The sequence below is a fragment of the Spongiivirga sp. MCCC 1A20706 genome, from assembly GCF_046524175.1.
GTDB lineage: Bacteria > Bacteroidota > Bacteroidia > Flavobacteriales > Flavobacteriaceae > Spongiivirga.
Window position 1 is genome coordinate 759,628 of record NZ_JBEFZF010000002.1, and the last position, 23,859, is coordinate 783,486.

Consider the following 23,859-nt stretch of genomic DNA (forward strand, 5'->3'; position numbering starts at 1 on the left):
TTAATGAATCAAGATTATATAAAAGCCGACCCTTGGTCAATTATTGAAGAGGGATTTGACGCTGATCAGGTGAAATCATCAGAGAGCCTTTTTAGCATTGGTAATGGCGCAATGGGACAACGTGCTAATTTTGAAGAGCAGTATTCAGGTCCTACCTTTCAAGGTAGCTACATTGCTGGTGTTTATTATCCGGATAAAACTCGAGTGGGGTGGTGGAAAAATGGATACCCTGAATATTTTGCAAAAGTGCTAAACGCGCCAAATTGGATCGGTATCAATGTCTTAGTAAATGGTGAAGCGGTAGACCTGAATAAATGTAAAAGCATTACCGAGTTTAGACGCGAGTTAAATATGAAAGAGGGTTGGTACCGACGTTCTTTTGTAGCCATATTGAGTAATAGTATCAAAATTCAGGTAGTATCTACACGTTTTCTGTCATTACATATTGATGAATTAGGAGTTATCAAGTACGATGTTACTCCTTTGGATCAAAACGTAACAGTGGGGTTTGATCCTTATTTAGATTCTGGGATCACTAATGAAGATACCAATTGGGAAGATAAATTTTGGGAAACTATCGATGTAAAAAGCGATGGGAATCAGTCGTTTATAACCACACGTACATTAAAAACTAATTTTTATGTATGTACGTATATGCATACCTCCCTATTCTTAGATGATGAGAAATTGTCGGTAGCACCTGTTGGGGAAAGAAGCGCTACAATCGCATCTCAAGGGTATGAAGCCCAGGTAAATCAAAATCAAACAATCTCCTTGTTGAAATATGGTGGTTACACAGTTTCTACCAATCATGATAAATATGAACTAATTACAGCTGCGCGAAATACAATCAAGGAAGCCGTTAGTTTAGGTTATCAGGTACTATTGCAAAAGCAAAAAGAGGCTTGGGCGCATATTTGGGAAATGGCCGATATCACTATCGATGGTGATGTGAAAGCGCAGCAGGGAATACGTTTCAACATTTTTCAACTAAACCAAACTTATTTAGGGACCGATGCTAGATTAAATATTGGCCCAAAAGGTTTTACAGGAGAAAAATATGGTGGTAGTACCTACTGGGATACCGAGGCTTATTGTATTCCTTTCTATATGTCAACCAAAGATCAACAGGTGGCAAGAACCTTACTTGAATACCGGTATAATCATCTTGAAAAAGCCATAGAAAATGCAGAAAAATTAGGGTTCAAAAATGGGGCTGCACTATACCCTATGGTTACCATGAATGGTGAAGAATGTCATAATGAATGGGAAATAACTTTTGAAGAAATCCATAGAAATGGTGCAATTGCATTTGCCATTTTTAACTACCATCGTTATACTGGAGATTATAGTTATGTTCCAGAAAAGGGACTAGAAGTCCTCATTGGGATTGCACGTTTTTGGCATCAGCGAGCAAACTTTTCTACTTCCAAAAACCAGTATGTTATTCTAGGGGTGACAGGGCCAAATGAGTATGAAAACAATGTTAATAATAACTGGTACACAAATTACTTAGCAAAGTGGTGTATTGATTATGCGGTAGAAAATTTAAAAATTATAGAAGCTGATTATCATGATGATTTTGAACGCATCATGAGTAAGACTGATCTAGATTGGTCAGAGGTTGAGCTCTGGCAAGAGGTGGCTAATAATATGTACTTTCCATATTCCAAAGAACACGATGTCTATTTGCAACAAGACGGTTTTTTGGACAAGGAGTTAATAACCGTAGTCGATCTTGACAAATCGCAACGCCCTATCAATCAAAAATGGTCTTGGGATCGAATTTTAAGATCTCCTTATATAAAACAGGCTGATACGTTACAAGGGTTCTACTTCTTTGAAGATCATTTCACAAAAGAAGAGCTAAAGCGCCATTTTGATTTTTATGAGCCGTTTACGGTGCATGAGTCGTCATTATCACCTTGTGTGCATTCCATTCAAGCAGCGGTTTTGGGTAAAATGGATCAGGCATATGCTTTTTACCTACGTACCTCACGCCTCGATCTCGATGACTATAATAAAGAGGTAGAAGAGGGGCTCCATATAACCAGTATGGCGGGTACTTGGATGAGCATTGTAGAAGGTTTTGGAGGAATGAGAATAAAAAATGATATGTTATCCTTTGAACCTCGCATTCCTGAAGAATGGGAGGGGTATTCGTTTAAAATCAACTTTAGAAATAAAATTATAAAGGTGAGCGTTACTCAAAACGATATTAATTTTGAATTAGAAGGGGATCAAGTTTTAACCATTCTACTTAATGGTGAAAAGCATACGATTTCACCACAAACACTGTTAAGTCAAGACTAAATGCTTAAAACCCTATCTATAACCGTGGATAGGGTTTATTTATTCATCCAACCCATAACCAATGTTTCGATATTTTGTTTTTTTAATGATTCTCTGTTCTACTAATTCGACTAATGCTCAAATTGATCGTATAGAGCCTCCAAATTGGTGGGTGGGATTTAAAAATGACAAGTTACAGCTGCTAGTTAAAGGTGATGCTATAAGCGGGGCGGTTCCGTCAATTTCGTATAAAGGCGTTACTATTGAAAAGGTAAGTACGGCAAACAGTCCCAATTATCTTTTTATCGATTTGAAAATTTCTTCAAGTGCAAAACCGGGAACAGTAACAATTGGTTTTAAACCAAAAAGAGGTAAGCGTTTTAATATTCAATATGAGCTAAAACCTAGATTAGAGTCGGGTGAAGGTTATATAGGTTTCGATAGCAGCGATGTTATTTATCTTATTACCCCTGATCGTTTTGCGAATGGTGATCCTGCAAACGATCTTAATAAGAAGTTAAATGAAAAGACCATAAATCGTAACGATGACTATGCACGCCACGGGGGTGATATCCAAGGGATTATTCAACATCTTGATTACATTGATGAAATGGGCTTTACGGCCATATGGTCTTCGCCATTATTAACAAACGACATGCCCTCAGGGTCCTATCACGGTTATGCCATGACCGATTTTTATCAAGTTGATCCTCGCTTTGGAACTATGAAAGACTATATCATGCTAGCGGAAAAGTCTAAAGAGAAAGGGATCAAATTGATAATGGATCAAGTAGCGAACCACTGTGGGTTAGAACATTGGTGGATGAAAGATCTTCCGTTTGATGATTGGATTAATTTTCAAGAAAAATTCGAAAGCAAACAGAAAAAAAGCTACTCTAGCCATCGCAGAACAGCAAATCAAGATATCTATGCGTCTACGATCGATAAAAAAGAGTTAACAGATGGTTGGTTTGTAGATACCATGCCGGATCTCAATCAACGTAACCCATTTATGGCAACTTACATCACGCAAAATAGCATTTGGTGGGTAGAGACATTGGGCTTGGGGGGCATTCGTCAGGACACCTACCCGTATCCTGACAAGGATTTTATGAGTCAATGGGCTGGGGCAATTATGAAAGAATATCCAAACTTTACTATTGTTGGAGAAGAATGGAGTTACAATCCATTATTGATTGGGTATTGGCAAGAAGGAGCAAATAACAAAGATGGGTATGCTTCTAATTTACGATCGACAATGGATTTTGCAATGCAAAGTAATACGGTCATCGCATTAAATGAGAAGGAAAGCTGGGATAAAGGACTAATAAGACTATATGAAGGTCTCGCGAACGATTTTCATTACGCAAACCCAAAGGATATTATGGTGTTTCCGGATAACCATGACATGGATCGTATTTTCACCCAGTTGAAAGAAGATATAACAAATACTAAAATGGCATTAGCTATATATTTAACAATGCCAAGAATCCCGCAGTTGTATTACGGTACAGAGGTTTTAATGCAAAATACTTCAAAACCAGGCGATCATGGTTTAATAAGAACAGATTTTCCTGGTGGATGGCAGGCAGATACAATAAATGCATTTACAGGAGAAGGGCTTTCTGCTGATCAGAAGAACATGAAAGTTTATCTGAAGAAAATATTGAACTATCGTAAATCTAGTAAGGCAATTCATATTGGAAAAACTGTTCACTTTGTGCCAAAAAATGGTGTTTATGTTCTAGCTAGAATGGTTGATAATGAAAAAGTAGTTTTGATTTTAAATAAAAATGAAACCCCGGTCAACCTTCAATTAGACCGGTTTGAAGAGCTCGGTTTAAAAGGAAAAATAATGACTAATATAATCAACGACTCCAAAATAAAATGGACTTCTAATTTAAGCCTGCCAGCAAAAGGGGCTTACATATTAAGTTCAAAATAATGAATCGCAATATGTTTAATAGTAAGAAATTCGTTTACGTAATTGTTTTATTATCTGCTGGAATTATTTATTCTTGCCAAGATGCTAAAGAGAAACGCATAGTAATTCCTCAAGAAAAAGAAATGGGTAAAAAAGTAGTATATCAGGTTTTTACACGCTTATTTGGTAATACGAATACCACCAATAAGCCTTGGGGAACATTGGAAGAAAATGGTGTTGGAAAGTTCAATGATTTTACGGACAAGGCTTTAAAAGAGATTAAAGAGCTCGGCGTTACTCATATCTGGTATACCGGAGTGCCACATCATGCGGTTATTAACGATTACACAGCAATTGGTATTTCTAATGACGACCCTGATGTAGTCAAAGGTCGTGCAGGGTCACCTTACGCGGTAAAAGATTATTATAATGTGAATCCGGATTTGGCAGTAGATCCTTCAAAAAGGTTGGAGGAGTTTAAGGCATTAATTGGTAGAACACATAAGGCCGGATTAAAGCTACTGATAGATATTGTTCCTAATCATGTCGCCAGAAAATATGAAGGTAAGAACAATCCAGAAGGAGTGTTAGACTTTGGTGCTTTGGATGATACATCTGTTGAGTATGCAAAAAACAACAACTTTTATTACGTGCCGGGTAGCGAATTCAAAGTGCCTGACTGGCCTGAAGAATACAAGGTATTAGGAGGCGATGCTAATCGATTAGCTGATCATGAATTTAAAGAAGTTCCCGCCAAATGGACAGGAAATGGAGCGCGTTCCATTCAACCCGGCTTTCATGATTGGTATGAAACTGTAAAAATTAACTACGGAGTTCGGCCAGATGGAACAAAAGATTTTGAGGTCTTGCCGGATGATTTTGGATCTAAAGATTATACCCAACATTTTAGTTTTTGGCAAGATAAAGAGGTGCCAGATTCGTGGGTGAAGTTTAAAGATATTGCGTTGTATTGGATAGATATGGGTGTCGATGGCTTTCGTTTTGATATGGCAGAAATGGTTCCTGTTGAATTTTGGAGCTATATGAATTCCGCCATAAAAAACAGGAATGCAGATGCTTTCTTATTAGCTGAGGTATATAACCCTTCTTTATACCGCGATTATATTTTTAAAGGAAAAATGGACTATTTGTACGATAAAGTTGAGTTATACGATTCATTAAAACATATTATGCAAGGTCATGGTTGGACGGATCATATATCGACTGTTCAAAATGGGTTAAGGGATATCGAGCATAATATGTTACATTTTCTTGAAAATCATGACGAACAACGAATCGCTAGTCCTGATTTTGTTGGGAATGCACAGATTGGTATGCCAGCCATGGTGCTGTCAGCTACTATAAGTACTTCACCTACCATGATATATTTTGGTCAAGAGGTTGGTGAGCCAGGTGCAGAAAATGCAGGTTTTGGCCAACCAACTCGCACCTCTATTTTTGATTATATCGGGGTTCCTCATCATCAGCGATGGGTAAATAATAAGCAATTCGACGGTGGTCAACTGAGTAAGGAAGAAGCTGATCTAAGAGATTTTTATAAACGATTGCTTAATGCTACCATCGATCATAAAGCATTTATGGGTGAATGGCGTGATATCCATTATTTTAATAAAGAGCGTACAGAGGGCTATGATCATCGTGTATATTCGTATGTACGTTGGAAAGACGATGAAAAGCTACTGGTGGTGATAAACTTCGATCGCAATAAATCGTACGATATTAATGTTAAAATACCACAAGACATCGTTGAGTTTTGGAAGTTAACCAAAACTTCATATGAGATGACCGATTTACTGTATCAGAAAAAAAACACCCTTATCATAGATGGTATTGCCAAAGCGAACGTTAGTCTTAAACCATTAGAGTCAGTTATTTACAAAATCGAATAAGGCACTAGCTTTTTCTTGGACAAAAATACCTCAAAACAGCAAGCTGACGATTGATTGTGTCGCTTTACAGAGATTATTTTGTATTTCTTATATTTAGATCAAATTTTGTTTAACAAGGTTTAAAAATCCCAACTAACTAAATCATTCTTCTGTTAATTACAACAATGTTTTTATGATTTGAAAGTAGTTTAACGTAGTACGTTAGTATAAAAGCTTAATATGAAGAAAAAAATTCAGTTCATTGGTTTGAATGGCACCATGAAACTCCCTCCTGAAAATACACTTGAATCCATTCGGCAAACGCTAGAACTTGGCGCAAAAACAATTGAGGTGAACGTGCATGTTTGCGATTCTGGTGAACTTGTAGTTATACGGGATTCTGATGTAGACGAAACTACCAATGGAATGGGTGATGTAGAGGATTTTACCTTAGAAGAACTCAAAAAATTACGTATTCAAGATCAGTATCAAATTCCCTCACTAAAAGAAGTGCTAGATTGTATTGATGGTAAGGCCAAAGTAATTGTCGAATTATCCGGCTTTGGAACGTCTAACGCGGTTTCTGCCATTATTAGAGAATATTCTAAAAAAGATAACTGGAAACGTAAAATGTTTCTGGTGACCAGTTTTAACTGGTTTGAGTTGATCGATTTTTATGCACTTGATCAAAAAACACGCATTGGCGTGCTTACCAAAAAACTTTCTAAAGATGTTTTGTCTTTAGCAAAAGCTGTGAATGCTTTTTCAATTCACCCGAAAGAAGGGAAAATGAAGAAGAAGCTATTGGAAAAAGCCATTAAAAAAGGATTTAAAATAAAACCTTGGGTAGCTCAAATTCCAGTATTTGACGCTATGTCGATTGAGGAACCTGAGGTTGCACCAAAGCCACAGACTCCGCTTGTTGAAGACATAATAAGCAGCTCTATGCCGGAAGCGGTAGGTTCATGAACTATGATGTGCTAATCGTTGGAGGCGGAGCGGCTGGTTTCTTTGCAGCAATTCATACAGCGCGATTTAATCCTTCGTTAAAAATTGCCATTTTAGAACGCGGTACTGATGTTCTTACAAAAGTAAAGGTGTCAGGCGGTGGTCGTTGCAATGTAACGCATGCGGAATTCGATCCGAAAATATTAACTTCTTATTATCCTAGAGGAGAAAAAGAATTACTAGGACCTTTTCACACTTTTTGCAGTGGAGATACGATGGCTTTTTTTGATGAGCTCGGGGTGGAGCTTAAAATTGAGGATGATGGTCGGATTTTTCCAGTTTCCAATAGCTCACAAACAATTATTGAAGCATTACTTTCTGAAGTAAATAAACTGAAAATACAGGTATTGACATCGCAGTCGGTAAAAAATCTTCTAATTGAGGATCATGTTTGGCATATTCGTACAAAGAAAACCGAATTTAGGGCGAAAAAAGTGCTAATCGCTGCTGGCAGTAGTCTCAAGATTTGGGATTTACTAAAAAAATTAGGGCACACTATCATTGCCCCCGTCCCTTCACTGTTTACTTTTAATATTAAAGATCAACGTATCGACGGTTTGGCTGGTTTAGCAACGTATGCTGAGATAAAGGTGTTAACTGATAAAAGCTTATTTGCTGATGGGCCATTGCTAATTACACATTGGGGTATGAGCGGTCCGGCTATTTTGAAGCTATCTGCTTGGGGTGCACGAATCCTAAACGACTTAAACTATCATTTCACCATTCAAGTAAATTTTATTCCTGAAGAATCAATCGAAACGGTTGGCATCACATTTGATAAAATGAGAAAGGATAAAGGAAGACAACGAATTGTTGCCAAACCTTTATTCAATGTGCCCAAACGACTTTGGCAACAACTTGTAACTTTTGCTGATATTGATCAAAACTTAAAATGGGCTGATTTAGCGAAAGAAAAGCGAAAAAAATTAGTGGACGTTTTATTGGCTTCTAAATTTCAAGTCGATGGTAAAAGTACATTTAAAGAAGAGTTTGTGACAGCAGGAGGTGTCGATTTAAAAGAGATCAATTTCAAAACGTTCGAAAGCAGAAAGCTGCCCAACTTATTTTTTGCGGGCGAGGTGCTAAACGTAGATGCAATAACTGGCGGATTCAATTTTCAAAATGCGTGGACCGGTGGGTACATTGCTGGCAAAGCTTTGGCAAGTGCAGAATAAGATTAGAGGTCATTTAGATTCTAATTCTTTATAGCTCAAAGCTTAGTGCTATCTTGTTAGCAACTCCTAAAAACTTCTATATAAATAAGTCTTGATTTATAGTATTTTTAAAGACTTATTTTTTCATTGCAAAGCAGCCTATGTACCTAATATTCGACACCGAAACTACAGGTTTACCACGTAATTACAATGCACCGATATCTGATACTGATAACTGGCCCAGATGTATCCAAATTGCTTGGCAGCTGCACGATGAAATGGGACAGCTTATTGAACACCAGGACTATCTGGTACGACCAGATGGCTTTAATATACCTTATGATGCTGAGAAAATTCATGGTATTTCAACTGAGTTGGCAGCACAACAGGGTATTACATTAGATGAAGTGCTTGTCAAGTTTAATGATGTACTGGAAAGATCAAAGTTTATTGTTGGGCAAAATGTTGGTTTTGATGTTAACATTATGGGGTCTGAGTTTTATAGGAAATCTGTTACCAATAAACTACAAGAGTTACCAGTTTTAGATACATGTACGGAGGTGACGGCTGAATTATGCCAAATTCCCGGGGGGCGTGGAGGTAAATTTAAACTTCCTACTTTGACCGAGCTACATGAATTTCTGTTTCATCAACCTTTTGCAGAAGCGCACAATGCGACCGCTGATGTTGAGGCAACTACACGGTGTTTTTTAGAGCTTGTACGAAAGCGAGTATTTACAGCGGAAGAATTAGACGTTACCCCTGATTATTTTAATCGATTTGGCGAAGCCAATCCTCAACCGATTCAGTTAATAGGGTTAAAACATTTAAACCTTAAAAAGGAATCTGCAAAACTCGCCCAACCTGAAGATGACAATATAAGTACTGAAGAGCTGAATCAGAATATTGCCGATCTTTCTGCAGCAAGCTTTGTTCATTTACATAACCATTCTCAGTTTTCGGTGTTACAATCAACCAGTAGTATTGCAGATTTGGTGAAGGCGGCTTCTAATCATAAAATGGAGGCGGTTGCACTAACCGATCATGCCAACATGATGGGGGCTTTTCATTTTGTATCGGCGATCGCAAAACATAATAGCGGAGTAAAGCAACGAAATGAAGAAGCAAAAGAAAATGGTAACGAGCTTGAAAAAGAGATTAAACCAATAATAGGCTGCGAGTTTTTTGTTTGTGAAAAACACGATGATAAATCAAGAAAAGACAACGGATATCAAATTGTAATGTTGGCCAAAAACAAAAATGGCTATCACAATTTGGCTAAAATGTCATCCTTAGCATATACCGACGGGTTTTATTATGTGCCACGAATTGATAAAGAAATTATAAGTCAGTTTAAAGAAGATGTGATTGTTTTAACTGGTAACCTTTACGGAGAAGTGCCAAGTAAGGTTCTGAATGTTGGTGAAAAACAAGCTGAAGAAGCGCTAGTTTGGTGGAAAGAACAGTTTGGTGATGACTTATATATAGAGATCATGCGTCATGATCAGGAAGATGAAAAAAGGGTGAATCAGGTATTGGTTCAATTAGCAAAAAAGCACCGTGTAAAATTAGTCGCCACTAATAATACATACTACTGTAATCAAGAAGATGCGAATGCCCATGATATTTTATTATGTGTAAAAGATGGTGAAAAACAGGCTACCCCTAAGGGTCGTGGCCGTGGGTATCGATATGGATTACCCAATGAAGAATATTACTTTAAAAGTAGTGAAGAGATGAAGGCACTGTTTCAGGATTTGCCTGAAGCCATCTCAAACATTCAAGAAGTTATTGATAAGATAAAGCCTTTTGAACTTGCAAGAGACGTTTTGTTGCCAGCTTTTGAGATTCCGTTAGAGTTTCAACATAAAGAAGATGAACTTGATGGTGGTAAGCGAGGAGAAAATGCTTTTTTAAAACACCTCACCTATGAAGGTGCTAAAAAACGCTACGGAGAAATAACTGAGGAAATAAAAGAACGTCTCGATTTTGAGCTAGATACTATTGAACGTACTGGATATCCTGGATATTTTTTGATCGTACAAGATTTCATTGCTGCGGCAAGAGACATGGATGTATCGGTAGGGCCAGGACGGGGATCAGCTGCGGGTTCAGTGGTTGCATACTGTTTGTGGATTACCAATATCGACCCGATTAAATACGATCTGCTTTTTGAGCGTTTCCTGAACCCTGACCGCGTAAGTATGCCTGATATTGACATCGATTTTGATGATGAAGGTCGTGGTCGGGTAATGGATTATGTAATCGATAAATACGGAGCCAATCAGGTAGCTCAAATTATTACCTATGGTACCATGGCTGCCAAATCTTCTATTAGAGATACGGCAAGAGTGCTTGATCTTCCTTTAAGCGATGCTGATAGAATTGCCAAGCTGATTCCCAATATGTCAAAATTGAATAAGATTTTCGGGGTGGATGAAAAGACCTTGAAATCTAAATTCAGAAGTGATGATCTCAATTTAATTAATGAGCTTTTGAATATTTCGGAAGGCGAAGATTTACAAGCACAGACAGTTAATCAAGCTAGAGTATTAGAAGGCTCCGTTCGAAATACGGGTATTCATGCCTGTGGTGTGATTATTACACCTGATGACATTACCAATTTTGTTCCCGTTGCAACTGCAAAAGATTCTGATTTATATGTAACCCAGTTTGATAACTCGGTAGTTGAAAGTGCTGGTTTGTTAAAAATGGATTTTCTCGGTCTAAAAACGTTAACCTTAATCAAGGATACCGTGAAAATTGTAAAAGCGAAGCACGGAATTGAGCTTGATCCAGAAAACTTTCCTTTAGATGACGCACCTACCTACGAGCTTTTCCAAAGAGGGGAGACCGTAGGTATATTTCAATACGAATCTCCGGGAATGCAAAAGCATATGAAGAATCTGAAACCAACGGTTTTTGATGATTTAATTGCAATGAACGCGCTATATCGTCCAGGACCTATGGAGTATATACCGAGTTTTATTGCTAGAAAGCATGGTGATGAAGACATAGAGTATGACCTTCCGGCTATGGAGGAATACTTGCAAGAAACTTATGGGATAACGGTATATCAGGAGCAAGTAATGTTGCTATCTCAAAAACTAGCAAGTTTTACCAAAGGCGAAGCTGATGTTCTACGTAAAGCGATGGGAAAAAAGCAGAAGGCAGTACTCGATAAAATGAAACCCAAATTTATTGAACAAGCGGTTGCCAATGGTCATGCAGAAGATAAGTTAGAAAAAATATGGAAAGACTGGGAGGCATTCGCGTCCTATGCATTTAACAAATCGCATTCAACATGCTATGCTTGGATTGCCTATCAAACGGCCTATTTGAAAGCCCACTATCCAGCGGAATATATGGCAGCAGTATTGTCAAATAATATGAATGACATTAAGCAGGTCACGTTCTTTATGGAAGAGTGTAAACGCATGAAATTAGATGTTTTAGGACCAGATGTCAATGAATCGTACTACAAGTTTTCGGTTAATGATCAAGGAGCGGTGCGATTTGGTATGGGGGCTGTAAAGGGTGTGGGAGGTAATGCAGTAGCAACCATAGTTGAAAATAGAAAGAAAGATGGTAAGTATAAGTCTATTTTTGATATGGCTAAGCGCATTGACTTGCGCTCGGCAAATAAAAAATCTTTTGAAAGTCTAGTGCTTGCTGGTGGTTTCGACTCATTTACAGATACCCACCGTGCACAATACTTGCATGAAGATGGTGAAGGAATTTCGTTTATGGAAAAAGCCATAAGATATGGTGCGAAGTATCAGGAAAATGAAAACTCTGCGCAGGTGAGTCTTTTTGGTGATGCAAGCGAAGTTCAAATTCCTGAACCTGTGGTTCCCCCATGTGATGAATGGGGCACTATGGAAAAATTACGACGCGAGAAAGAAGTGGTAGGCATCTACATTTCAGGACATCCATTAGATGATTTCAAAATAGAAATGGACAATTTTACCAATGGTAATGTTTCGGTGTTTCATGATATGAGCCAACATGTAAACCGAGAAATTGTTTTTGGTGGTGTGGTGAGCGATGTGCAACATCGCGTGTCAAAAAATAATAAAGGTTGGGCGGCATTTACTGTTGAGGATTATAATGATTCTTATGAATTTAGGATTTTTGGTGAAGAGTATTTGAAATTTAGACACTTTCTAGTGCCAAACTCGTTTGTTTTTGTTCGGGCCTTTATAAAAGAAGGCTGGGTAAATCGGGAAACTGGTAAAAAAGGTGATCCCCGAATTCAGTTTAATAACTTTCAGTTAATGCATGATGTTATGGATACGTATGCCAAGAAACTAACTATCCAATTGAATATTGATAACCTGAAAGAAAGTAGGATCAACAGCTTGAAAGATACATTGCATACCCACAGAGGTGAAAAACTGCTCAATTTTGTGGTTTATGAAATGCAGGAAGAAATCAAACTAAGCATGGCAAGCAGAAAGCAAAAAGTCAGGATTAGTCAGGAGCTTATTGAAGAGCTAAAAGCACAAGAGGTTCGGTATAAGTTGAATTAAATTCCGAAGGTAGGAAGCACTATGTTAGAATATATGGGAAGAGTGAACAGTGCGGGCCACAAATAAGAAGTACTGATATAGGCATAGTCAAATCCTATTTTTTGATTGTAAGGTTTGGCTAAATATTTGACTACTTTTGTGACTTTAAATTGAGATTAACAAGAAATAAATTATATCATGGCATTAGAAATAACGGATGCAAGCTTTGAAGAAACCGTTTTAAAAAGTGACAAACCGGTTTTAGTTGACTTTTGGGCTGCATGGTGCGGACCTTGTAGAATGGTAGGTCCCATTATTGAAGAATTAAGCAGCGATTACGAAGGTAAGGCTGTTGTTGGTAAGGTAGATGTTGATGCAAACCAGGAATTTGCAGCGAAATACGGCGTGCGTAATATTCCTACAGTATTGGTTTTTCAAAACGGAGAAGTAGTAGGTCGTCAAGTAGGTGTTGCTCCTAAAAACGTATACGCTGAAGCAATAGATCAGCTACTATAGTTAAATACAATATATAATTATATATTAAAGGTTTGGTGCAGTGCCAAGCCTTTTTTATTTTAGAAAAACGGTATTTTGACCAAGGTTATTTTTTAGAGAATAATCCCGATCCCTCTGGGTGAGGTCAGCAGGCTTTTATGAATTTACAACAAGAACTAAATAACATATCGGGTTTCAAGAACCTAGAGCTGTTGGCCCAACAGGTGGTAGAAGGGTTTATTTCTGGGATGCATAAAAGCCCATTTCATGGATTTTCGGCAGAATTTGCCGAACATAAAATTTACAATCAAGGCGAAAGCACGAAGCATATTGATTGGAAGCTATTTGCTAAAACTGATAAGCTCTATACAAAACGATATGAAGAAGAAACAAATCTTCGGTGTCATTTAATAGTAGATAATTCCACTTCGATGCACTTTCCCGATGTGAAGCAATTGAATATTGCTTCGTTGAATAAGGTCGCGTTTTCATCCTTAGCGGCTGCGGCAATAATGAATTTACTCAAAAAACAACGCGATGCTGTTGGTTTGAGTATTTATGGTAATGACTATGAGTATTATGCTCCAGAAAAAGGAAGCGAGCGTCATCATCAAATGCTGTTGGGTAAACTTTCAAATATTGTAACTGCGAAGCCTAAAAAAGGGATTACTGAAACCTATACCTATTTACATCAAATAGCAGAGAAGATTCACCGCCGATCATTAATTTTCTTGTTTACCGATATGTTTCAAACCTCCGTCGACCGTGAAAAATTATTTGAAGCGCTACAACATTTAAAGTATAATAAGCACGAAGTAGTTGTTTTTCATGTTTTTGATAAGGAGAAAGAACTGGCCTTTAATTTTGATAATCGACCCAAACGTTTTGTGGATGTAGAAACGGGAGAATATGTGAATCTGTATGCTGATAATATAAAGGATAATTACGAAAAGGCGGTGACTGAGTATTTTTATGAGTTGCAGCTTAAATGCGCTCAATACCGCATAAAATACATAGGTTGTGATGTGAATGGAGACTTCAATACTATTTTGACAACCTACTTGGTCGAGCGGCAAAAATTTGCCTAGTGTAAAATCTTTTAAAATTCTGCTTAAATCATTTGTCAAATTCAAAATGCAGTGTATATTTGCACCCGCTTAGCTGTTTAAGCAGCTATGGTAGCAATTTCTTTTTGTCCGACTGTTGTCGGAGTTTCGAATGCTCGAGGTAAGAAATTTGGTCTGGTAGTTCAGTTGGTTAGAATACCTGCCTGTCACGCAGGGGGTCGCGGGTTCGAGTCCCGTCCAGACCGCAATTTACTTTTAAGTGAAACAAAAGTAAAAACAAAGTTGTGTTGTGATGAACATGTTGTTCATCAAGGTTTATAAGTAAACCAATGGAAAGCTTCCCGTGTAATGTGGGATGCTTTTTTTATTTTAAGGCAGTTTGTTCCAGTATGTCGTTTTTTGTTTATGTTATCCAAAGTGAAATCGATAAGTCCTATTATGTAGGATATACTGTTGATTTAGAAACGAGACTTGACAAGCATAATGCGGGAAACAGTCAGTATACTTCAAAGAAAATCCCTTGGGTCTTGGTATATTTTGAGGAGTTTCAAACGAAATCTGATGCTATTAAACGGGAGAAGTTTATCAAAAGACAGAAGAGTAGCGCTTTTATACGACGCTTAATTTTTGAAAAGAACAACACTTGAGATCGCGGGTTTCCCGATTCCTCGGGATCCAGACCGCAATTTACTTTTAAGTGAAACAAAAGTAAAAACAAAGTTGTGTTGTGATGAACATGTTGTTAATCAGGGTTTAGAAGTAAACCAATGGAAAGCTTCCCGTGTAATGTGGGATGCTTTTTTTATTTTAAGGTAGTTTGTTCTTAGTATGTCGTTTTTTGTTTACGTTATCCAAAGTCAAACTGATAAGTCCTATAAAGTGAGGTATAACACTGATTTAGGAATAAGAATTGAAAAGTAGCAATCATAAAAATGGCCAGCCTTTTTTTAGCTTCTACAGTTATGTTTTCTTGAATAAAACGCAGTATCGTGTTATATATGTCTTTATTTTTTATTGAGTATAAAAAGCCTTATTTTTAAGAAAGTATCTCCAACACACGATCGTTTACTTTTTTCATATCGCTGAATTAAGAAGGAAAATTTAACACAAAAGCACTGGAAATTGCGCAGTTTGCGCAACCTAATTGCGCAAACTGCGCAACGCTATCTCGTTAGTAGTCAATATCTTTACAATAGTTAAGTAAGAAACTTTTTTTGTCCCGTATAAAAGAGATTTGATGGCCTATTCATATGTAATAATCGATGCTTTTGAAGAAGATGTAAAGCGATTAAAAGGAGCACTAACCGTGTTTCCTGATTATGAGTGTTTAGGAGTAGCTGGTTGTGAAAACAGCGGTCTAGATCTCATTTTAAAAACTACTCCAGATATTGTTTTTCTGGATGTAGAAATACCTGGGAATCACTTTAACATGAGCTTGTTCTCGATTATAACGGAACTGGCCAAGTATACCAATAACCCCCCTACCTTTATTGTGGTTACAGCTACACAAACTTACGCAATTGACGCTATAAGAAATGATGTCTTAGACTATGTGCTAAAACCAATAGACAGCTTTCAATTGCGTAAAGTTTTAATGAGGTACGAAAAAAAACGAACAGAGAAACCGCAAATTCTTTGCATAAAATCGCACGGTGATCACAAATTTGTCAATGTCGATGACCTCATTTATTTAAAGGCCGATAACAATACTACCGATCTCTTTTTAAATGGTGGGGAAAAAATAACGGCGTTTAAAACACTAAAAACTTTCGAGCAAGCGCTACCTGCTCATTTTACTAGGATTCACCATAGTTATATCATTAATTCAAAATGCGTTAGCCGCATTAATTTTGGTAAATCAACCTGCACCATAGAAAACACAAGTAACCTAATTCCATTTTCCAAGTCGTATCGAGAGAATGTAAAGCATTTAAAACAACGCCTCGATACGGGAAACATGCTTTATGTGTAGTTAGTCTAAATTGACCCAGTTACCCGTAAAATAAGTGCAATGACTACCAACTCCGGGTCGATTACTATACACTTAATTTTTTAACAGTTTAGGAGAAGGCAACAAGTTAGTTTTGAGATTATTAAAGCGCACTAAAAAAGCGCTGTTTGCAAAAATAATCTGTATAAACACTTAAAACTTTTTACGATGAAACTAATTAAAAGACTAACTGCAATTGTATTATTGACCCTATTTGCTTATTCATGTACCCCAGAAAGCGCTGATCAAGATGTTGATCTTTATGAAAACGCAGATGTTGAGGCGACAGAAGGAGAAGAGCCAGGTCCTAAGAAGGATTAAATATATCCCTTAATATTCATAACTTAGACGAATGTATCGTATTGCATTCGTCTTTTTTTTATTCTTGTTCTTCTCATGTAGGCAGGAGAATCAGGAAATATTGCCCAAAAATAGGGTTGAACATCTTAAAAAGCTTATTGATAGTTCGCAGTATGCTAATATTCCGAAACATACTAAATTACTATTAGCAGATAGTGCTAAAAATATAATCAAAACACTTCCTAAAGATACGCTTTATAATCAATTGGCTATAGAAGTTGCCTCTTGTTATTATATGATTGATGAGTGGAATCAATATGCCAAAGCCACCGAGGTTTTTCTTGAAAATGCAATACGAATAGACGACACTAGTGCTATTGCAAAAGCATACTATAATAAAGGCCTCATAAAAGGTCGTTTTTTAGAGTATGACAGTGCCTACTATTACTATTACAACGCAAATAAATTGTATTCTCAATTAAAAAATGACTATCGAGTGGGTAGAGCATCCCTTGGTATGGGTTACCAACAGCGAAGAAAAGGAGACCTATTAGGGGCGGAAGCTTCGTATGTTAATGCTTTAGATGCGTTTAAAAGAGCAAAAGATTCGGAATTTATCACTACCTGTATTAATGGGTTGGCGAATATAAGGCATTCGATTGGGGATTTTGATCAGGCAATTGTATATCATGAAGAGTATTTAAGGCTTAATACAGGTTTAGAAAATGAATTGGAAAAGGCTACCCCGTTTAATAATTTAGGTTGGGATTATGAAAACAAAGGAGATTATGAGAAAGCAAAAAGTTATTACGAAAAAGGGTTAGCTCTAAAAAACTTAAAACAAAAAAGGCCTTTAACCTATGGCATACTGATAGACAATTATGCTCATGTGCGTTTTTTACAAGGAGAACTTAACCACTTACCTCAACCTTATTTTGAGGCGTTAAGAATTGCGGATAGCCTAAATAATCTAAATCTTGCTATTTCGGCTAACCTAAATCTTTCTGAATACTACAATCATGTTGGTGATTTGTTAAATGCTAAAAAGCACGCGCTGAGTGCTTATGAGATAGGACAAGAAAATGTTTATCTGGAAAAAGTGCCAAAAGCACTGAGGCAATTACAGAATCTTACCACTGGAGATGAGGCTTTGAGTTATGCGAATATGTATATTCGACTTACAGATAGCCTACAAGGGGAAGAACGCCGTTCAAGAGATCAGTTTGCTCGCATTCGCTATGAATCTGATGAATTAGAAACAAAAGCAACACAGTTGCAACAGCAAAATGAAAAAATAGCCGAAAGGGATAAATGGATCATTATTGTGCTTATTTCACTCACCCCAATTATCATTCTGTTACTAATTGTACGATGGCAACGAAATGTCAGAGAAAAGTTGATCATTGAACAAAAACAGCAAAAAGCCAATGAAGAAATTTATCAACTCATGCTCAACCAACAAACCAAACTCAATGAAGGCCGCAGTATCGAGCGTAAACGGTTCTCTAAAGAGCTTCACGATGGGGTTTTAAGTAGATTGTTTGGTGTGCGGTTAAGCTTAGAGTCGATGAACTTAAATGGGCAAAATAGTACTAAGGAGTTATATGTAAATGAATTGCAAGGGATAGAAAAAGAAATTAGACAAATCTCTCACGATTTAGGAAATGACCTTTTTCAAGGTAAGCATGATTTTGTAAATGTGGTGGACGATTTGTTAATCCGCCAATCTGATGCGGCTAGCTGGGAATACGAATTGAATAGCGATCCTAGTATCGACTGGGATGGCATTTCTAATGAGCATAAAATGCATATTTACCGAATTATTCAGGAAGCGCTACAGAATGTAAATAAATATGCAAATGCGAGTGTGGTTAGCATCAAATTTGAGCAGCAGGAGAATCAGATATCAATAAGCATTACGGATGATGGCGCCGGGTTTAATATAGACGATAATGCAAAAGGTATCGGCTTAAAAAATATGAGATCCCGAGCTCAAGACATTAATGCTGATATTGAAATCACCAGTAAGAAGGATATAGGAACAACAATTACCTTAAAAGGACTAAAAACAAAAGTGCCAAACACTGTAAATGAATAACGATATAAAAATCTTGATTGTAGATGATCATCCCATGATCATTGAGGGATACAAAAATTCATTAATGAATAGACCGGATGACGGGTATCGTTTGATCATTGAATCTGCTAATGACTGCGATCAGGCAATTCAAAAAATATCAGATTCGGTGACCTCACCACAGCCGTTTAATGTTTTGTTTGTTGATGTTAATTTACCGGCGAGCGCCGACGGTGCTTTTTTATCGGGGGAAGATATTGCCAAATTTGCAAAGAAAAAGATACCTACTAGCAAAGTAGTTATTTTGACCATGCATGGAGAAGATCAACGTATAGGGCATATTTTAAAAAATGTTGATCCAGATGGGTTGCTTATAAAGACAGATGTAGGGGCAAAAGTATTTGTTGATGCCTTTCATAGTGTACTTAAAAACGAACCTTATTATAGTGCCAGTGTAATGAAACATCTACGGAGGCGCATTCAATATGATTTTGATCTTGACATTAAAAACCAGAAAATATTAGAATATCTAGCTAAAGGTATTCCTACTTCCGATATCACAGATATGGTTGGGCTATCAAGAAGAGCGGTAGTGTATAGAAAAGGACAACTAAAGCAGCAATTCGATATCCCTGATGCATCTGATGCTGAGCTGATTGAAAAGGCAAAAAGCCTAGGCTTTTTATAAAAAACCTTAAAAAAACATCAAAATTGCGCACTTTGCGCAACATAATTGCGCAAAGTGCGCAATACTTCTTCGATTGTATTATTTAATTTTACTTTTAGTAATGGTTAATACTATTAAGCTATTTGATCATCCCGGTTGTCGTGTACAAATGTTTTCATTACTTGATGCATTCCGCATATTTTATAGTTAGGGGATAATTATAAGGATACTCACAAACAACCGGGGTTAGCTTTATTAACCTGAAACGTTTTTATAGCCCGCAAAACGCATCTCATTTATTGTTGTTTACTGAGATGCGTTTTTTTATGCGTTAAAACCAATCAAAAGAAAATAGTTCGCTGGCATTGCTGAATAAAATGTAGATAAAGAAGCCGGTATAAATGGCGGCTACAATAAATTTTAGAAAAGTTCCTGTTAAGAAGCCAATAAACGAACCAAAAGCCGCTTTCATAGCGGTTTTCTCATCAGCCTTATTAATTAATTCGCCAACTAATGCACCGACAAAGGGCCAAACTATAATGCCGAAAAAACCTAGAATAGGGAAAATAATGGCCACGATCAGTCCTAATGACGTACCGATCATGCCTGCTTTACTACCACCAAATCGCCTAGTGCCGGCAATAGGAATCACGTAATCTAACACAAAAACCCCAATGGCAATTACAAAAGTAACACCTAAAAACCATGGGTCATTAGGTACGGCCGATGTTAAATGGAGCAGCAATAATCCTACCCAACTCAAAGGAGGCCCCGGTAATACAGGTAAAAAACTACCAATTAACCCCAATATGATGAATAATAGTCCGAAAATGACTAAAAGTAAATCCATAGTATGTATTTCTGCCTATTTGACGAGCAAGCTACAAAAGTGTTACAAATTTTATAACTAAAAAATTAGTTTAAACTAATTTTTTAGTTATATTCGTGAATTGATTATTCAAATGGTCGATTATTAAGGGCCTTTACAAAGCATATTTATGAAAACACTTACCAAAGCAGAAGAGGAGATTATGCAAATACTTTGGCAGTTAAATGAAGCCAATGTTGCATCCATCGTTGAGCAATTTCCAAAACCTAGACCTGCATATAATACCATTTCGACCATTGTACGAATATTAGAAGGTAAAGAAGTTGTCAGCCATAAAAAGGTGGGTAAGGGACATATTTATTTCCCTTTAATATCTAAAGAAGAGTACAGCAATCAATCAATCAACAAACTAATGGATGGTTATTTTCAAGGTTCTTTTAAAAGTATGGTGTCTTTTTTTGTCAAGAAAAATGACATCAGCGTAAAAGAGTTAGAGCATATTTTGAAGGAGTTAAACGATCAAAATAAGAAGCCATGATACAGTATATAATTGAAGTACTCGCCTTCCAACTCTTGTTTTTAGTGGTGTATGATCTGTTTTTAAAAAAAGAGACTTTTTTTAATTGGAACCGTGTATATCTGGTAGGTACATCCTTGATATCGCTTGTAATTCCTGTGATAGAATTTAGTGCCATATCAACTGCGATACCCGAGCAGTATACCTACGTTTTTCCGGTATTCGAGCCCTTAAACGAAGTGATTCTTACAAATGATGCGCAAGGATTTAACTACCAATTTCAGTGGATGCATATTGTTTATCTAGGTATGTTGTTGAGCTTTGTTATTTTACTATTGAAGCTGTTTAAGATTCATAAGTTGGTTAGAAGAGGAAAAACAACCCGACTTGAAAACTACACCAAGGTACTGTTGACAAAGAGTAAACAGGCCTTTTCATTTTTTAGATTCATTTTTTTAGGTGATGCCATTACGACTACTGAAGCTAGTCAGATTATTGAGCACGAATTGGTACATGTAAAGCAAAAGCACAGTATCGATCTGTTGTATTTTGAAATACTTCGAGTTGTTTTTTGGTTCAACCCACTAGTATATGTTTATCAAAATCGCATGGCGGCGCTACATGAATTCATTGCCGATGCACATGCTGTTAAAGCGAATAAAAAGGCTTATGTAAATGAGTTGTTATCTCAGGCTTTCCAAACGCAACATATTTCATTTGTCAATCAATTTTTAAAACCTTCTTTGCTTACAAAGCGACTTAAAATGATTAGTCGCGAACAATCCAGGACGATTTTTAAGTTAAAGTATTTGTTTTTACTCCCTTTGGTTGGGGGAATGTTGATTTATAATTCGTGTGAGAAGTTAGATGATGGAAATAGCGTTATTGCTCTTAACGGTGACGATGAACTTATAGCTAGATTGGAAGCTGAGATTTTGCCTTATAAAGATGATTTGGAGAAGGTGTTAGAATATAGAAGAGTTCCTTTTAAAGTGGATCCTTTAGATAAAGATTTGCGTGCTATTCTTACAAAAGAAGAACATTACAAGAGAGAAATCACTAAAGATATTATTTCTAATAGCGTAATTGAAAACCTGAAAGACAATAATGGGAAAAAAGAACGGAAGGCTATTAGATATAAACCTTATTCGAAGTATTTAGAGGAAGCAAATTCGCCAAGTGGAATTTTGAATAGACAGCTTACTCGACCTATAAATAAAATGACTCCTTTTGCGGTTGTCGATGAGGTTCCCATATTTCCTGGTTGTGAAAATGCAGCTGATAAACGGGCTTGTTTTCAGGAAAAAATACAAGAGCACATACGTAAAAATTTTAGATACCCAGCAGAAGCCCAAGCGGCCAATATTCAAGGTCGGGTGTATACCAATTTTGTTATTGGTACCGACGGTGTCATCCGAAATTTAAGAATGCGAGGTCCAGATAAATTATTAGAACTTGAAGTGTCACGTATGATTAATATATTGCCAAAAATGATACCAGGAAAGCATCAAGGACAATCTATTAATGTGCTATTTTCGATACCGGTAACATTTAAATTGAACGATGGCTCAACGTCTTCTACTGATAAAACCTCCTTATCCAATAATCAGCTAGCCAATTTAGAACGGATGAACGTTAAAGAAGCTATCGGCTTGCTTCAAGAAAAGGTGATTCCTTTTGCGGTAATTGAAGAGTCACCATTATTTCCGGGATGCGAAAACGCCGATGACCAAAAAGCGTGTTTTAGCCAAAAGATGCAAGAACACATTATGAAATATTTTGAATATTCAGAAAAATTGCAGCAAGAAGCTGTTGAAGGAAAAGTGTATGTCAATTTTTACATAAGCACAAAAGGAGAGATAGAAAACTTGAGGTTGAGAGGACCGGATGAGCGATTAGAGGAAGCGGTCAAAAAAATCATACATAAATTGCCGCAATTTGGCCCGGGCAGACATAAAGGGAAGTCAGTTCCGGTGTCATTTTCAATTCCGATAACATATAAATTACATTAATGCGATATACTTTTTTATGGTTGCTTTTACTTTCAATGGGGACAAAAGCGCAGCAATCATTTATACAAATAGGCGATAGCTTATATCAATTAGGCAACTATCGTAAGGCTATATCGTCTTATGAAAAAGTTAATTCGGCTAAAGCTGCATTTAAAATTGCTCGATCATATAACGCCATTGGTAATCACGACAAATCAATCGACGCGTATCAACAAGCAATAGAAAAAGACAGTAATTTGGTTATCGCTAAATACGAACTGGCTAAATTGTTCGTCAAAAAAAGAAGGAATCAAGAGGCACGTCCTATTTTCGAAAATTTAATGGATAACGATTCATTGAATCCGAATTATTCCTATTACTTAGGATTGTTAACCAAAGAAGATTCGTTGAGTATTATCCACTTTAAACGAAGTTATCAGTTAGACGCAACACATTTAAAAAGTATTTATCGTATTAGTCGACATTTTTTAGTAAATGAAGACAGAGATTCTTTGTTTCACTATAGTAATATTGGCCTAAAAGAAGATCCTAATAATGTTGATTTAATCAATTTACAATCGCAATATTTGTTCAATCGTGGTTGGCACGAACAGGTGCAACCCATGTTAGAAAAGTTAATGACATTGGGTCAAAGATCAGAAACCATTCGTAAGCGTCTAGCGATTACCTATTTTAAAAATGACCTTTTAGAAAAATCCCTGGAACTGTTTTTAGAATTAATTGATGATAATCCTAAAGAAGCAGGTTACCATACCTATGTTGGTACTATTTACCGCAAAATGCAAAAATATGAGGAGGCTATCCCGTATTTCGAAACAGCATTGAACATTAAAAATCCGTCAATAAAATCCGATTATTTAACATTAGCCCTGATTCATATTGATTTGGGTGATGAAGTAAAGGCGACTCAGTTTATGGATAAGGCTTTTAGGGAAAAACCTTATAATATGTTTTCGGATTTCTCTTCGGTAAGGATCATCGAAAATCGATTCAAGGATCCATCGGTTAAGCTGAATTTCTTTTTAAAATTTAAGAAACGATATCCTGAAGCTCCAGAAAGGATAGGTGAATGGGTAAAGAGTAAAATTACCGATCTAAAGGGACAAATTCATATGGGTAAAGGCTAA

General features: G+C 36.8%; 17 protein-coding genes and 1 tRNA gene. 17 read left to right on the plus strand and 1 reads right to left on the minus strand.

Annotation, left to right across the window (positions count from 1 at the left end):
* Window positions 1-3 precede the first annotated feature (3 nt).
* From ABN763_RS07565 to ABN763_RS07630, 14 genes are all read left to right on the plus strand, one after another.
* Window positions 4-2,313 carry a glycoside hydrolase family 65 protein gene (locus ABN763_RS07565; RefSeq protein WP_410484840.1) on the plus strand — a complete coding sequence of 770 codons (2,310 nt, stop codon included), beginning with the start codon at window positions 4-6 and terminating at the stop codon, window positions 2,311-2,313.
* Window positions 2,314-2,374: 61 nt separating this feature from the next.
* Window positions 2,375-4,237 (plus strand): glycoside hydrolase family 13 protein, encoded by a 1,863-nt coding sequence (locus tag ABN763_RS07570; RefSeq protein WP_410484841.1) that lies wholly within the window; start codon window positions 2,375-2,377, stop codon window positions 4,235-4,237.
* On the plus strand, window positions 4,237-6,126 hold the full coding sequence (locus tag ABN763_RS07575; protein WP_410484842.1) for an alpha-amylase family protein: 1,890 nt from the start codon (window positions 4,237-4,239) through the stop codon (window positions 6,124-6,126). The genes ABN763_RS07570 and ABN763_RS07575 overlap by 1 nt, the downstream gene beginning before the upstream one ends.
* A 219-nt stretch (window positions 6,127-6,345) precedes the next feature.
* Complete coding sequence (locus tag ABN763_RS07580; protein ID WP_410484843.1) at window positions 6,346-7,074, plus strand: glycerophosphodiester phosphodiesterase; 729 nt, start codon at window positions 6,346-6,348, stop codon at window positions 7,072-7,074.
* Window positions 7,071-8,288: an NAD(P)/FAD-dependent oxidoreductase gene (locus tag ABN763_RS07585; RefSeq protein ID WP_410484844.1), complete on the plus strand. Its 1,218-nt coding sequence runs from the start codon at window positions 7,071-7,073 to the stop codon at window positions 8,286-8,288. The genes ABN763_RS07580 and ABN763_RS07585 overlap by 4 nt, the downstream gene beginning before the upstream one ends.
* 140 nt (window positions 8,289-8,428) lie before the next feature.
* The gene (dnaE, locus tag ABN763_RS07590; protein ID WP_410484845.1) at window positions 8,429-12,799 is read left to right on the plus strand and encodes a DNA polymerase III subunit alpha; all 4,371 of its coding nucleotides are present in this window, start codon (window positions 8,429-8,431) and stop codon (window positions 12,797-12,799) included.
* 177 nt (window positions 12,800-12,976) lie between these two features.
* Window positions 12,977-13,294 carry a thioredoxin gene (trxA, locus tag ABN763_RS07595; RefSeq protein WP_410484846.1) on the plus strand — a complete coding sequence of 106 codons (318 nt, stop codon included), beginning with the start codon at window positions 12,977-12,979 and terminating at the stop codon, window positions 13,292-13,294.
* A 137-nt stretch (window positions 13,295-13,431) separates the two neighbouring features.
* Window positions 13,432-14,361, plus strand: a complete 930-nt coding sequence (locus tag ABN763_RS07600) for a DUF58 domain-containing protein (RefSeq protein ID WP_410484847.1) — start codon at window positions 13,432-13,434, stop codon at window positions 14,359-14,361.
* Between the two features lie 150 nt (window positions 14,362-14,511).
* Window positions 14,512-14,585, plus strand: a tRNA-Asp gene (locus ABN763_RS07605).
* A gap of 144 nt (window positions 14,586-14,729) precedes the next feature.
* Complete coding sequence (locus tag ABN763_RS07610) at window positions 14,730-14,987, plus strand: GIY-YIG nuclease family protein (RefSeq protein ID WP_410484848.1); 258 nt, start codon at window positions 14,730-14,732, stop codon at window positions 14,985-14,987.
* Window positions 14,988-15,577: 590 nt separating this feature from the next.
* The gene (locus ABN763_RS07615; protein ID WP_410484849.1) at window positions 15,578-16,312 is read left to right on the plus strand and encodes a LytR/AlgR family response regulator transcription factor; all 735 of its coding nucleotides are present in this window, start codon (window positions 15,578-15,580) and stop codon (window positions 16,310-16,312) included.
* 186 nt (window positions 16,313-16,498) lie between these two features.
* Entirely contained in the window at window positions 16,499-16,651 is a 153-nt protein-coding gene (locus ABN763_RS07620) for a hypothetical protein (protein ID WP_410484850.1), read from the plus strand.
* A 31-nt stretch (window positions 16,652-16,682) separates the two neighbouring features.
* Entirely contained in the window at window positions 16,683-18,728 is a 2,046-nt protein-coding gene (locus tag ABN763_RS07625) for a tetratricopeptide repeat protein (protein WP_410484851.1), read from the plus strand.
* Window positions 18,721-19,395: a response regulator gene (locus ABN763_RS07630; protein WP_410484852.1), complete on the plus strand. Its 675-nt coding sequence runs from the start codon at window positions 18,721-18,723 to the stop codon at window positions 19,393-19,395. Before ABN763_RS07625 ends, ABN763_RS07630 begins: the two co-directional genes overlap by 8 nt.
* A 310-nt stretch (window positions 19,396-19,705) precedes the next feature.
* Here the strand turns inward: ABN763_RS07630 and ABN763_RS07635 are convergent, their stop codons facing one another.
* Complete coding sequence (locus tag ABN763_RS07635; RefSeq protein WP_410484853.1) at window positions 19,706-20,224, minus strand: DUF456 domain-containing protein; 519 nt, start codon at window positions 20,222-20,224, stop codon at window positions 19,706-19,708.
* A 148-nt stretch (window positions 20,225-20,372) separates the two neighbouring features.
* Between ABN763_RS07635 and ABN763_RS07640 the strand changes: the two genes are divergently transcribed.
* The 3 genes from ABN763_RS07640 to ABN763_RS07650 are packed head-to-tail and all read left to right on the plus strand — an operon-like array spanning window position 20,373 to window position 23,859.
* Window positions 20,373-20,741 (plus strand): BlaI/MecI/CopY family transcriptional regulator, encoded by a 369-nt coding sequence (locus ABN763_RS07640; RefSeq protein WP_410484854.1) that lies wholly within the window; start codon window positions 20,373-20,375, stop codon window positions 20,739-20,741.
* Complete coding sequence (locus tag ABN763_RS07645) at window positions 20,738-22,732, plus strand: TonB family protein (protein WP_410484855.1); 1,995 nt, start codon at window positions 20,738-20,740, stop codon at window positions 22,730-22,732. Before ABN763_RS07640 ends, ABN763_RS07645 begins: the two co-directional genes overlap by 4 nt.
* On the plus strand, window positions 22,732-23,859 hold the full coding sequence (locus tag ABN763_RS07650) for a tetratricopeptide repeat protein (protein WP_410484856.1): 1,128 nt from the start codon (window positions 22,732-22,734) through the stop codon (window positions 23,857-23,859). Before ABN763_RS07645 ends, ABN763_RS07650 begins: the two co-directional genes overlap by 1 nt.

What these genes read in the sequence shown, in the direction of transcription:
- ABN763_RS07580 (WP_410484843.1), top strand. Translation starts at nt 6,346, where the DNA reads ATGAAGAAAAAAATTCAGTTCATTGGTTTGAATGGCACCATGAAACTC.
- ABN763_RS07635 (WP_410484853.1), bottom strand. Translation starts at nt 20,224, where the DNA reads ATGGATTTACTTTTAGTCATTTTCGGACTATTATTCATCATATTGGGG.
- ABN763_RS07565 (WP_410484840.1), top strand. Translation starts at nt 4, where the DNA reads ATGAATCAAGATTATATAAAAGCCGACCCTTGGTCAATTATTGAAGAG.
- trxA (WP_410484846.1), top strand. Translation starts at nt 12,977, where the DNA reads ATGGCATTAGAAATAACGGATGCAAGCTTTGAAGAAACCGTTTTAAAA.
- ABN763_RS07615 (WP_410484849.1), top strand. Translation starts at nt 15,578, where the DNA reads ATGGCCTATTCATATGTAATAATCGATGCTTTTGAAGAAGATGTAAAG.
- dnaE (WP_410484845.1), top strand. Translation starts at nt 8,429, where the DNA reads ATGTACCTAATATTCGACACCGAAACTACAGGTTTACCACGTAATTAC.
- ABN763_RS07650 (WP_410484856.1), top strand. Translation starts at nt 22,732, where the DNA reads ATGCGATATACTTTTTTATGGTTGCTTTTACTTTCAATGGGGACAAAA.
- ABN763_RS07620 (WP_410484850.1), top strand. Translation starts at nt 16,499, where the DNA reads ATGAAACTAATTAAAAGACTAACTGCAATTGTATTATTGACCCTATTT.
- ABN763_RS07570 (WP_410484841.1), top strand. Translation starts at nt 2,375, where the DNA reads ATGTTTCGATATTTTGTTTTTTTAATGATTCTCTGTTCTACTAATTCG.
- ABN763_RS07585 (WP_410484844.1), top strand. Translation starts at nt 7,071, where the DNA reads ATGAACTATGATGTGCTAATCGTTGGAGGCGGAGCGGCTGGTTTCTTT.
- ABN763_RS07640 (WP_410484854.1), top strand. Translation starts at nt 20,373, where the DNA reads ATGAAAACACTTACCAAAGCAGAAGAGGAGATTATGCAAATACTTTGG.
- ABN763_RS07575 (WP_410484842.1), top strand. Translation starts at nt 4,237, where the DNA reads ATGAATCGCAATATGTTTAATAGTAAGAAATTCGTTTACGTAATTGTT.
- ABN763_RS07600 (WP_410484847.1), top strand. Translation starts at nt 13,432, where the DNA reads ATGAATTTACAACAAGAACTAAATAACATATCGGGTTTCAAGAACCTA.
- ABN763_RS07630 (WP_410484852.1), top strand. Translation starts at nt 18,721, where the DNA reads ATGAATAACGATATAAAAATCTTGATTGTAGATGATCATCCCATGATC.
- ABN763_RS07645 (WP_410484855.1), top strand. Translation starts at nt 20,738, where the DNA reads ATGATACAGTATATAATTGAAGTACTCGCCTTCCAACTCTTGTTTTTA.
- ABN763_RS07610 (WP_410484848.1), top strand. Translation starts at nt 14,730, where the DNA reads ATGTCGTTTTTTGTTTATGTTATCCAAAGTGAAATCGATAAGTCCTAT.
- ABN763_RS07625 (WP_410484851.1), top strand. Translation starts at nt 16,683, where the DNA reads ATGTATCGTATTGCATTCGTCTTTTTTTTATTCTTGTTCTTCTCATGT.